The organism is Tenacibaculum retecalamus (assembly GCF_027941755.1).
In the GTDB taxonomy this organism is placed as follows: Bacteria; Bacteroidota; Bacteroidia; order Flavobacteriales; family Flavobacteriaceae; genus Polaribacter; species Polaribacter haliotis_B.
Genome location: NZ_CP115916.1, coordinates 2609501 through 2622010, shown reverse-complemented (window position 1 = coordinate 2622010; position 12510 = coordinate 2609501). Strand labels below are relative to the sequence as shown.

8 protein-coding genes are annotated in these 12510 nt (G+C 33.1%); 5 read left to right on the top strand and 3 right to left on the bottom strand.

All coding sequences use genetic code 11. The annotated features are described in order from the left end of the window. The first annotated feature begins 21 nt into the window (after nt 1-21). Together PG912_RS12330 and PG912_RS12325 are read left to right on the top strand one after the other, a co-directional pair. Nucleotides 22-831 (top strand): hypothetical protein, encoded by an 810-nt coding sequence (locus PG912_RS12330; protein ID WP_275687765.1) that lies wholly within the window; start codon nt 22-24, stop codon nt 829-831. A 67-nt stretch (nt 832-898) separates the two neighbouring features. Continuing rightward, nucleotides 899-1912, top strand: coding sequence for a DUF3089 domain-containing protein (locus tag PG912_RS12325; protein ID WP_275687764.1), 1014 nt, complete (start codon nt 899-901; stop codon nt 1910-1912). A gap of 7 nt (nt 1913-1919) precedes the next feature. Here the strand turns inward: PG912_RS12325 and PG912_RS12320 are convergent, their stop codons facing one another. Continuing rightward, nucleotides 1920-2753 (bottom strand): universal stress protein, encoded by an 834-nt coding sequence (locus PG912_RS12320; protein WP_275687763.1) that lies wholly within the window; start codon nt 2751-2753, stop codon nt 1920-1922. A 158-nt stretch (nt 2754-2911) separates the two neighbouring features. On the opposite strand from PG912_RS12320, the gene rimP reads away from it, so the two are divergent. The 3 genes from rimP to infB all read left to right on the top strand — a co-directional run bounded on the left by rimP (nt 2912) and on the right by infB (nt 7641). Then, the gene (rimP, locus tag PG912_RS12315; protein WP_260587099.1) at nt 2912-3373 is read left to right on the top strand and encodes a ribosome assembly cofactor RimP; all 462 of its coding nucleotides are present in this window, start codon (nt 2912-2914) and stop codon (nt 3371-3373) included. A 12-nt stretch (nt 3374-3385) separates the two neighbouring features. Next, nucleotides 3386-4642: a transcription termination factor NusA gene (nusA, locus tag PG912_RS12310; protein WP_260587098.1), complete on the top strand. Its 1257-nt coding sequence runs from the start codon at nt 3386-3388 to the stop codon at nt 4640-4642. A 131-nt stretch (nt 4643-4773) separates the two neighbouring features. Then, nucleotides 4774-7641: a translation initiation factor IF-2 gene (gene infB, locus PG912_RS12305; protein ID WP_275687762.1), complete on the top strand. Its 2868-nt coding sequence runs from the start codon at nt 4774-4776 to the stop codon at nt 7639-7641. A gap of 238 nt (nt 7642-7879) precedes the next feature. On the opposite strand, the gene PG912_RS12300 is transcribed toward infB, so the two are convergent. Further along, the gene (locus PG912_RS12300) at nt 7880-10558 is read right to left on the bottom strand and encodes a M16 family metallopeptidase (RefSeq protein WP_275687761.1); all 2679 of its coding nucleotides are present in this window, start codon (nt 10556-10558) and stop codon (nt 7880-7882) included. Nucleotides 10559-10875: 317 nt separating this feature from the next. Then, nucleotides 10876-12501 (bottom strand): L-glutamate gamma-semialdehyde dehydrogenase, encoded by a 1626-nt coding sequence (pruA, locus tag PG912_RS12295; RefSeq protein WP_275687760.1) that lies wholly within the window; start codon nt 12499-12501, stop codon nt 10876-10878. Between the last annotated feature and the right edge of the window lie 9 nt (nt 12502-12510).

The following is a 12510-nucleotide window of genomic DNA, read 5'->3' as shown; positions in this document are numbered from 1 at the left end:
AATAAAATCAAACAACAACTTATGCACAAAAAACTAGCATCAGATTTAACCAGTATAGCACACAGTATTTTACAGATGAAAAATAAAGAAGATGTGTTTGAGTTAAAGCAGAAAGCATATGAGGTTTATGAAAAACTTTCGGTTTTAGCGTATGTAGAAGAGTATATTAATAATACTCCGAATCCTGCAAAAACAAAAGAAGCGTTATTACAAGATATTTTATTGGCTGAAGAAAATAAAAATAAAACAGTTGTTGTAGTTGAGGATAAAATTGTTCATCAATTAAAAGAAGAGCTTGATAATGTTGATGAAGAGCAGATAGTTGAAGTTGTAAAGGAGGAAGAAAAAGAAGCTGATGTTACTGTAATTGTAGATGAGCAGATTGATGAGGTAAGAGTAGGTATAGAAGAATTGGAAGAGATTACTGAACAACCTTTTGATGAAATAGAGAGTTTGTTATTTGAAGAAGATATCGTTGTAGAAGAGGTAGAAGAAAGAAAAAGCCCGACGCTTGAAGATGAGTTAGCGGGAACTATTTCGGTAGATGTTATGGCAGATTTATTTGAAAAGGCAGATTCAAAGAAATCATTAAACGAACATCTGCAAAACGCGATTCAAGTAGATTTAAATGATAGAATTGTCTTTGTAAAACACTTGTTCGATGGGAGTCAAGGTGATTTTAATAGAGTTGTATCTCAGTTAAATACATTTAAAACAGAAAAAGAAGCAAAGAAATTTATCAATAAAATGATCAAGCCCGATTATGATTGGTCAGACAAAGAAGTGTACGAAACCCGATTGTTTGAAATTATTGAAAGAAGATTTGCTTAAAGATATTATTAAAAACTGAATGGGGAAAAATAGATAATCTAAGAAAGTCTACGAAGAATTATAGGAAATGAGAAACATAAAGATTATAATAGGTATACTTTTTTTAGCAGTTCTTGGTAGTTGTAAATCAACATATAATACACAGGTTTTTAGCTCGGAAAACAGTCCTTCAAAACCAAATTATGAGTTAGAAAGTTCTTGGGCGGTTTTACCATCAAAATACCCTAAGAGTTTTAAAGAATACGCACCTGCAAAAAAAGACACTTTACAAGCAGATGTTTTTTATATCTACCCGACTTTAAATACCAGTAAAAAAGATAGCCGTTGGAACGTTGGTTTAAATGATAAAGAACAAAATGAGAAAGTACTAGATAAAGTAGTCTTGTATCAAACTTCTGCTTTCGCAACAGCTGGTAAAATATACGTGCCTTATTACCGACAAGCACATTACCGATCATTTAATCAAAAATATAAAGTAGGTGGCGATAAGGCATTAAATTTAGCGTATCAAGATGTAAAAAATGCTTTTGAAGTGTACCTGAAAAAGTATAATAAAAATCGTCCAATAATTATTGCAGGGCATAGCCAAGGTGCTAAGCATGCAATTCAGTTATTAAAAGATTTTTTTGATGAAAAACCACTACAAAAAAGGCTGATAGCAGCTTTTATTCCGGGAATGCGAGTTGTGGAAAATGAGTTTAAAACGATCAAACCAATGAATTCACCCAATCAGGTAGGGGGTTTTCTCTCTTGGAATACGTTTAAAAAGGGGCATTTTCCTGAAAACAAAAACTGGTACAAAGGCGGTGTTACTACAAATCCAATAACTTGGAACACGTCAATGACAACAGAGTTAGATCAGCATAAAGGGTTTTTGTATAGTAACGGGAAAATGTATTCTAAAGCACTAAAAATTGAAATTACAGATGGATTAGTATGGGCTACAAATCCGAAGTTTCCACTGCGATTTTTTATGTCATTTCTTAAAAATTACCATGCCGGTGATATCAATTTATTTTGGCTTGATATAAAAGAAAATAGCGAGCTGAGGGTAAGAAGCTGGCTAGAAAAAAACAGATAGTTATTTTTTATCGAAGTGTTTTAAAAGTAAGCATTGGTTTTATTGAAGTCTTAGAAAGATTTTTGGTGATGCTTCCGTTAAAAATATGAGCTAAACCACTTCTTCCGTGGGTTGCTATTGCAATGATGTCGGCATTTATGTCATTCGAAAAATTTAAAATACCTTCTTCGATAGAGGAATCATTATAAACATTTATAGAGTAGTTTTTTAGGTTATATTTTGTAATAAAATTTTCAATTTTTTGTTTGGTTTCTTTAGTGTTTTCGAATTTTTGTGGGGTGTTAATTTTTAAAAGATGAATTTTACTGTCAAAATTACTAGCAAAATCTAAAAAACGATTGAAAACCTGATTTTTGTTGGGTTTAAAACTAGATGCGAAAATTAAATTTTTAGGAGAAAAGTTACTACCATCTTTTTTGGTTACTAAGACAGGTATTTCGGAATTTCTTACTACTTTTTCGGTATTAGATCCTATAATTATTTCCTCTAATTCGGTATGCCCTTTTGATCCCATGATGATTAAATCAGCATTTATTTTTTTAGAATAATCCTGTATGCCATTATAAGGAGTTTGAAAACGAATTGCATGTTTAATATTGTCGTTTTCAGAGAAAAACTGTTGTTTGTAGCTAAGTAGCTTGTCACGTACTTTTCTAATGTATAACATGCTTTCTGGAATGCTAAAAGAACGAGAACCAGTCATGTCAACAACACCGGTTGGTATTTCGATCATGTGGAGTAAATGCACTTCGCTATTTGGTTTTTTTGCAATGGCTGCCGCTAGTTTTGAAGCGTATTCTGATGGTTTTGAAAAATCCGTAGGAACTAATATTTTTTTCATAATAAAAAAGATTTAGAAGTAGATAGTTCCTTAAATTACGAAAAATATTTTGAAGAAGAAGATATTTGCGTGTTAATGAATAACTTACTATCTTTGCAGCAAATTTATTAATTAGATGGATGGAAGGGGACGAGAGTCCCCTCTTTTTATACCTCAGGATGAATCAAGAAAAAGTAAAAGAATTATTACAGGAAGCTTTACAAGAGAACGAGTCGTTATATTTAATCGATTTGCAATTTTTAGCGAACAGTAAAATAAAAGTGATTGTTGATGGTGATTCAGGAGTGCCTTTAAATGAATGCATGCGTATTAGTAGAAAAATAGAGCATAATTTAGATAGAGAAGAAGAAGATTTTTCTTTAGAGGTAACAACACCAGATATTGCACATCCGCTTACAGTAAAGCGTCAGTATAAAAAGAATATCAGCAGAATTCTAAAAGTTAAAACAGCAACTGAAGAATTTGAAGGAACGTTAACTGAAACAACAGATGATAATATTACGTTGTATTGGAAAGCGAGAGAGCCTAAGCCAATTGGTAAGGGAAAGCATACGGTAGAAAAAACAATGGTTTTATCGTATGAAGATATCAAAGAAGCAAAAGTGAAGATAATATTTTAATAAGAGAATGAAATGGAAAATATTGCGTTAATTGAATCATTTTCAGAGTTTAAAGATAATAAAAGTATAGACAGAGTAACATTAATGTCTATCTTAGAAGAAGTATTTCGTGCAGCATTAAAACGTAGGTTTGGATCTGATGAAAACTTTGATATAATTATTAACCCAGATAAAGGGGATTTAGAGATTTGGAGAAACCGTGTAGTAGTTGCAGATGGTTTTTCAGAGGATGATAATGAAGAGATAGAGCTTGAAGAAGCAAGAAGAATTGAGCCAGATTTCGAAATTGGTGAAGATGTATCAGAAGAAGTAAAGTTAATCGATTTAGGAAGACGTGCTATTTTAGCATTACGCCAAAACTTAATTTCTAAGATACACGAGCACGATAGTACAAACATCTTTAAGCAATTTAAAGAGTTAGAAGGTGAAATTTATAGTGCAGAAGTGCACCATATTCGACATAATGCAGTAATTTTGTTAGACGATGAAGGAAACGAAATCGTTTTGCCAAAAAGTGAGCAAATTCGTTCAGATTTCTTTAGAAAAGGAGATGCAGTTCGTGGAGTTATAAAAACGGTAGAATTAAGAGGTAATAAACCAGCTATTATTTTATCAAGAACTTCACCAGCTTTTTTAGTAAAGTTATTTGAACAAGAAATACCGGAAGTTTTTGACGGATTAATTACCATTGAAGGTGTTGCAAGAATACCTGGTGATAAAGCAAAAGTAGCGGTAGATTCTTATGATGATAGAATTGATCCTGTAGGAGCTTGTGTTGGTGTAAAAGGATCTCGTATTCACGGTATTGTTCGTGAATTAGGAAACGAAAATATCGATGTAATCAATTACACTAAAAATGAACCGTTATTTATAGCAAGAGCATTAAGCCCTGCAAAAGTAACATCTGTAGATATTAAACCTTACGAAGAAGAGAAAAATGGTAAAAAAGGACGTGTAAGCGTTTTATTAAAGCCAGAAGAAGTATCTAAAGCAATTGGTCGATCAGGAGTTAACATTCGTTTAGCAAGTGAATTAACAGGTTACGAAATAGATGTACAACGTGAAGGTTTAGAAGAAGAAGATGTTGAGTTAACAGAATTTTCTGATGAAATTGAAGCTTGGGTAATTGCAGAATTCAAGAAAATAGGTTTAGATACTGCAAAGAGTGTTCTTGAAAAAGACGTTTCTATGTTAGTGCAAAGAACCGATTTAGAAGAAGAAACAATTTTAGATGTTCAACGAGTTTTAAGAGAAGAATTCGAAGAATAAAAAATACAAAGGAAGTCAGTCTCCTGCAAAATTGATGAGAATCAATACGAAATCTGACAATCAAAGAAAAAGAACATAACTATGCGAAAGCGTAAAGTGTGTTTTTTGAATATCAAAGTATAAAATAATTTATGGCTGAAGGCAACAAATTAAGACTCAATAAAGTATTAAGAGAATTAAACATTTCTTTAGATAGAGCTGTAGAACACTTAGCTAAAAGTGGTCATGAAATAGAAGCTCGTCCTACTACTAAAATTTCTGATAAGGAATATCAAATATTGTTTGATGGTTTTCAAACAGATAAATCTAAGAAAGTAGCCTCTAAAGAAGTAAGCGAAGAAAAGCGTAAAGAGAAGGAAGCTATTCGTCTACAAGTAGAAGAAGAGCAAGAGAAGAAGAGGGTAGAAGACGAAGCTAAAAAGCAAGAAGTTTTAAAAGCCAAAGCTAAAAAATTAGAGCTTAAAACAGTAGGTAAAATTGATGTGAAAACAGGTAAGGCTGTTGAAGAAAAGCCTGAAGCTGTTAAAGAAGCACCAAAGAAGGAAATAGAAGCATCAACTCCTAAAGAGGAAGTTTCTATTCAAGAACCTACAAAAGAAGCACCAAATCCAACAGAGAAGGTTGCGGAAAAGGAAGCTGAAACGCCTAAGGTTATAAAGGCGAAGCCAGCCAAAGCTAAATTTAAAATAGTTAAGGAAGCACCGAAGAAAGTTGAAGAAAAGCCAACTGAAAAGGTGGTAGAAGCTAAACAAGAAGAGGTGAAGGAAGAAAAACCTGTAGAAGTAACTGCTGAAAATGCAGAGAAACTTAAAACACAATATAAAAAACTTGATGGTCCAAGAATTACAGGTCAAAAAATTGACTTAAAACAATTCGAAAGACCAAAAAAGAAAAAACCAGATGCTAAATCTGACGCTGATAAAAAGAAGCGTAAAAGAATTAGTAAACCAGGAACAGCTAAACCAGGATCTACTGCAAGACCACCAGCAAGAGGTGGTGCAAGAGGCGGAGCAAATAGAGGTGGTGGTGTAGGCCGTCCAAGCGGTGGTAGAGGAAGACCAGGGCAAAGACCGGCAGCTGTTAAAAAAGAAGAACCAACAGAAGCAGAAGTACAAAAACAAGTACGTGAAACTTTAGAAAGACTTCAAGGTAAATCTAAAAGAGGAAAAGGAGCTAAATACCGTAGAAATAAAAGAGAAGCACACAGAGAACATACTGAAGCTGAATTAGAAGCTCAAGCATTAGATAGTAAAATATTAAAAGTAACAGAGTTTGTTACTGTTAGTGAAGTTGCTACGATGATGGATGTTCCTGTAACAAACATTATTTCTTCATGTATGATGTTAGGAATGATGGTAACAATGAATCAGCGTTTAGATGCTGAAACATTAGTTATTGTTGCTGAAGAATTTAACCATAAAGTAGAGTTTGTTGGTGCTGAGGTAGAGGAATCTATTGAAGAAGTTATAGACAAGCCGGAAGATTTAATAACTCGTGCACCAATTATTACGGTAATGGGTCACGTAGATCATGGTAAAACATCTTTATTAGATTACATCCGTAAAGCAAATGTAATTGAAGGTGAATCAGGAGGAATTACACAACATATTGGTGCATATTCTGTGAACGTTGGAGATCAACAAATAGCATTTTTAGATACACCAGGTCACGAGGCCTTTACAGCAATGCGTGCACGTGGAGCTCAAGTAACAGATTTAGTAATTATTGTAGCTGCAGCAGATGATGATGTAATGCCACAAACAAAAGAGGCTATTTCTCATGCTCAGGCAGCAGGTGTTCCAATTATTTTTGCAATCAACAAGATTGACAAACCAAATGCAAATCCAGATAATGTGAAAACGCAATTATCTCAGATGAATTTGTTAATTGAAGAATGGGGTGGAAACATTCAATCACAAGATATTTCAGCTAAAACAGGGGAAGGAATTCCTGAGTTATTAGAAAAAGTATTACTTGAAGCTGAAATTTTAGAATTAAAAGCAAATCCAGATAGAACTGCAACAGGAGCAGTTGTTGAAGCATTACTAGATAAAGGTAGAGGATATGTATCTACAATTTTAGTACAAACAGGTTCATTAAAAATTGGAGATTATATTTTAGCAGGTAAGCATAGTGGTAAAGTAAGAGCCATGTTTGATGATAAAGGAAACAAAGTTTTAGTTGCCGGACCATCTACACCTGTATCAATATTAGGATTAGACGGTGCACCACAAGCAGGTGATAAGTTTAATGTGTTTGAAGACGAACGTGAAGCAAAACAAATTGCAGCAAAACGTTCTCAATTACAAAGAGAGCAATCTGTAAGAACACAAAAAACATTAACATTAGCAGAAATTGGTCGTCGTATTGCGTTAGGAGATTTCAAAGAATTAAACATTATCTTAAAAGGAGATGTAGATGGTTCGGTAGAAGCCTTAACAGATTCATTCCAGAAACTATCTACTGAAGAAATTCAAGTAAATATTTTACATAAAGGAGTTGGAGCAATTACAGAATCTGATGTGTTACTAGCAACAGCTTCAGATGCCATTATCGTTGGGTTTAATGTACGTCCGCAAGGAAATGCACGTGTTGTAGCTGATAGAGAAGAAGTAGATATTAGAACATACTCTATTATTTATGATGCTATTAACGATCTTAAAGATGCCATGGAAGGAATGTTATCTCCTGATATGAAAGAAGAGATTCTTGGTAATGTTGAGATTAGAGAAGTTTATAAAATTTCGAAAGTTGGTAACATTGCAGGATGTATGGTAATGAGTGGTAAGATTACAAGAGATTCTAAAATCCGTATTATTAGAGATGGAATTGTTGTTCACGATGGATTATTAACTTCATTAAAACGTTTCAAAGACGATGTTAAAGAAGTTACCAAAGGATACGATTGTGGTCTTCAGATTAAAGGATACAATGATATTATTGAAGGAGATGTAATTGAAGCTTATACTGAAGTAGCAGTTAAGAAGAAATTAAAGTAATCCTTACTTTAAAATAAATTTAAAAGACGCTTTATTTAAAGCGTCTTTTTTTATGCAATTTAGTTTCATGAATATAATCTTTATTTAAGTTAAAAGAGTTTTTGATACTGTATTTTTAGATTAAATAACACAAGAGTTTTATAGGTAAAATCAATTGATTATACAATTAGGTTTGCCCCAGTTAATAGCAAAAAAAAACAACCTCCGAAGAGGTTGTTTTTACATATCAGTATAATAATTAAAGTTTAATTTCTTCTTTGGTTTTGTTCAGTAAAACAGGTTTGCCGAAACCTAAATCATTTAAACGGTCTAATTGCGTTTCTGCATCTCCTACAAACAACCAAATCATTTTATTAGGATTTACATATCTTTTTGATAACGCTTGTACTTTTTCAATGGTCATTTCATTTACAATTTTCTCTCTGTCTTTAACATAGTCAGCACTTAAGTTGTAAGTACTAATGTTCTCTAACATGTTTAATTTAGCACCCATGGTTTCAAAACGTCTAGCATTACTCTTAATTAAAAAACCTTTTGTAGTAGCTAAATCTTTAGCAGAAAAATTGGTTGGATATTCTGTAATTATTTTTTTAACTAATTGCGCAGATTCCAACGTAACGTTAGTTCTAACTCTACTCGAAATTGTAAATGCTCCAACAGCTTTAGATCCTGTAAAACGAGAGCCAATTCCATAAGTATATCCTTTACCTTCTCTTAACTCTTGTGTTAATTGAGAGGCAAATCCGCCGCCACCAAGGATGTAGTTCATTACTGTAGCCGGATAATAATCTTTATCTGTAACAGCCAATGCAGGTGCACCAAAACTAATTACCGATTGTTTTGCTTTTGGTATATCGTAAAAATATACCGTTGGTTTGTTAGGTGCTTCTGGAGTTTTATAGACTGGAATAGTAACTTCTTTTGAAGCCCATTTTGTAGATAAACTATTTAAAGAAGCTACTGCTTTTTCTTGATTAATATCACCAACAATATGCATTTTAGTAACAGCAGGAGATAGGTAATTATTATAAAATGATTTTAAATCATCTAAAGTAATTTTATCTACAGAGGCAATGGTACCTAAGGTGTTTTTAGATCTGATATTATCTTTTCCGTAAATCAATTCGTTATATACGTTTTGCGTTACGGTAGTCGGACTCGCTTCTTGCTGACGTAAATTACCAGCAACCGATTTTTTAATCAATTCAAATTCTGTTGCATCCCAACGTGGGTCTAGTAACATTTCTTCAACTAATACTATTGTATTGGTATAGTTTTTTGCTAAAGTAGTACCGCTTATAGTAATGTTTTCTTTTGATGCAGATATTCTAATAGATGCTCCTAATTCTTGAATAGCTTCTTCTAATTGTGCAACTGTTTTATTTTTTGTTCCTCGGTTCATTAAACGAGCAGTAAGGTTTGCAACGCCTAACTTATCCATTTTCTCTAATAACTGACCACCATCAATTACTAAGTTGAAACGAACTAAAGGAACTTCGCTATTTTCAATTCCGAATACTTTAATTCCGTTTGCTAATTCATCATTCCAAACATTTGGTACACTTAAAACAGGCGATTTTCCATAAACAGGCTCTGTAGCTCTTGCTATTTTAGAAGGTGTTTTTTCATATTGAGCAGCAATCTTTGGGTCGAATTTTTCTTCGGCTCCAGTAATAATTTTTTCTTCCTTTATAATTGCTTCTTCAGAATTTGTTAACGCAAGGTTTTTCATTCCTTTTGGCACAAAACTAGTTGCTATAAAGTTTTTACCTTTAATATACGTATTGTAAACGCGCATTACGTCTTCTTTGGTAACGTTTAAGGTTAAATCTATTTCTTTATTGATAAAACCAGGGTCACCTGCATAGGTATTATAAGAAGCTAAATTTGTTCCTTTTCCTAAAACGCTAGATAAGCTATTGTAAAAATCAGTTTCTAATCCGGCTTTAATTCTGTTTAAGTCTTTGTCAGAAATACCTTCTTTTTCAAACTTGTTAAAAGCGGTAGTAACTCCTTTATTAATTTCATTTAAATCAACATTATTAAATCCACGAATACCTAATTGAGTTTGACCAGCTAGTTCAGAAGACCAGTTCCACATACCAGCATTTGCGGTAAGTTTTAAATCATCTACTAAAACTTTATTTAAAGGTGCTTTTTTTCCTTGAGATAAATATTCTGTTAATATATCTAAGGCGTACGAATCTTTATGGTATAACTCAACTGTTGGCCAAGCCATTGTTAACATTGGTAATCGTGCAAAATTATCTTCAAAATATAAAAATTTCGATTCATCAACTTTACCTGGTTTTTTAACTAACGGAGTAATTTCTTCACCTCTTGGAATTTCTTCAAAATATTTACGAACCCATTCTTTTGCTTTCGCAGGATCAAAATCACCAGATAAAACTAAAGTAGCGTTGTTAGGAACATACCATTTTTTAAAGAATGCTTTTACATCGCTTAAAGTTGCGTTTTGTAAATGTTCTAAAGATCCAATTACTTGCCAGTTATACGGATGATCTTTCGGATATAAGTTACGATCGATAATTTGTTGATTAAATCCGTACGGACGATTGTCAACAGCTTGTCTTTTTTCGTTTTTAACTACTTGTTTTTCTTTTGCTAAAACAGGTTCTGTCACTGTATTTATAAACCAACCTAATTTATCGGCTTCTGCCCAAATCATTTTTTCTAAGGCATCATTTGGTACGGTTTGTAAATAGTTTGTTCTATCTCTTGATGTAGATCCGTTAGCTCCAGAACCACCAATACGTGCACTCATTTTATCTAATCCACCTTTACCAAGGTTTTCAGATTCTAAAAATAATAAGTGTTCAAATAAATGAGCAAAACCAGTTCTTCCTTCAATTTCTCTTGCCGAACCTACGTGAACCATCAATTCTACTGCAACCACAGGATCCGATTTATCAGTATGTAAAACAACTTGAAGTCCGTTTTCTAATTCAAATTTTTCAAAAGGAACATTTAAGGATGTTTCTTTCTCTTTTTTTCTTCTTTTTGATTTTTATTGCAGGCGATAAATAAAGTTACCACTGTAAATAATAAAATTTTTTTAAACATGATTACTGTTGTTTGTGTGAATTGTTTTTTGATGCTGATAAATATACATAATATTGATTTTTAATAGTGTTAAATAGATGCTAGAATTTATTGTAAAGAAAAACCCCATCAAAATTTGATGAGGTTTTAAAATATGATTTAAGATAATTTTTATCCTAAGAAAGGATATTTATAATCTTCAGGACTTACTAAAGTCTCTTTAATCAAGCGTACAGATGTCCAACGTAATAAGTTTTGTGCCGAACCTGCTTTATCATTTGTACCAGAAGCTCTTGCGCCACCAAATGGTTGCTGACCAACAACTGCTCCTGAAGGTTTATCGTTAATATAAAAGTTTCCTGCAGCATTTTCTAATGCTTTAGATGCTTCTTCAACAATGTATCTATCTCTAGAAAATATAGCTCCTGTTAATGCGTATTCAGATGTTTCATCAACTAATTTTAATGAAGCTTCCCATTCAGCATCTTCGTAAACATAAACTGTCATAACAGAGCCAAATAACTCTGTATGCATAGTTGCGTATTTAGGAGATGTAGTAACAATTACCGTTGGCTCAATAAAGTAACCTACAGATTTATCGTGGTTTCCACCAATAATAATTTCTGCATCTTTATCTGCTTTAGCGGCATCTATATAACTTGCAATTTTATCAAAAGAACCTTCGTGAATAACTGCATTTACAAAGTTAGACGTGTCTTCTGGAGAGCCCATTTTTAACTCACCTACTTGTGCCGTTAAATGTTTTTTAACTTCTGGCCAAAGTGAAGCAGGAATGTAAGAACGTGAAGCAGCAGAACATTTTTGACCTTGGTATTCAAAAGCACCTCTTGTCATTGCTGTTGCAACTTGTAATGGATTAGAAGAGTTGTGAACCCAAATGAAATCTTTTCCACCAGTTTCTCCAACAATTCTTGGGTATGTTTTATAGGTATGAATATTGTTACCAATTTGTTTCCATAATTCTTTAAAAACATGTGTAGAACCTGTAAAGTGTAATCCAGAGAAATCTGGAGAAGCTAAAACAGTATCAGAAATCATAACAGGATCTCCGTACACTACGTTAATTATACCATCAGGTAAACCAGCTTCTTTAAATAAATCTACAATTACTTGTGCAGAATATGCTTGGTGATCTGATGGTTTCCAAACAACAACGTTACCCATTAAGGCAGCTGATGCAGGTAAATTTGCAGCAATAGATGTAAAGTTAAATGGAGAAATTGCATAGATAAAACCTTCTAAAGGTCTGTATTCAACTCTGTTCCAAACGCCTGGTGAAGATGTTGGCTGATCTTTAAAAATATCAGTCATATATTCTACGTTAAAACGGAAGAAATCTATCATTTCACAAGCAGCATCAATTTCTGCTTGAAACACGTTTTTAGATTGTGCAATCATTGTTGCAGCATTCATTCTAGCTCTATAAGGCTCTGCTAATAATTCAGCAGCCTTTAAAAAAATAGAGGCTCTTTCCATCCAACTAACGTTAGACCATGCTTCTCTTGCAGCTAATGCTGTAGAAATTGCAGCATCTACGTGAGATTTGTCTGCGGTGTGGTATTGACCAACTACATGTTTATGATCGTGTGGTGGTGTAATATTTCTGGTATTTCCAGTCCTTACTTCCTCACCATTGATATGCATTGGTACATCAACGTTACTGTTAAACATTGATTTGTATGTTGCTAATAATTCTTCTTTTTCTGGAGATCCAGGAGCATACCCTTTTACAGGTTCGTTTACTGCTTTTGGAACATTAAAAAATCCTCTTGCCATTTTAGTATG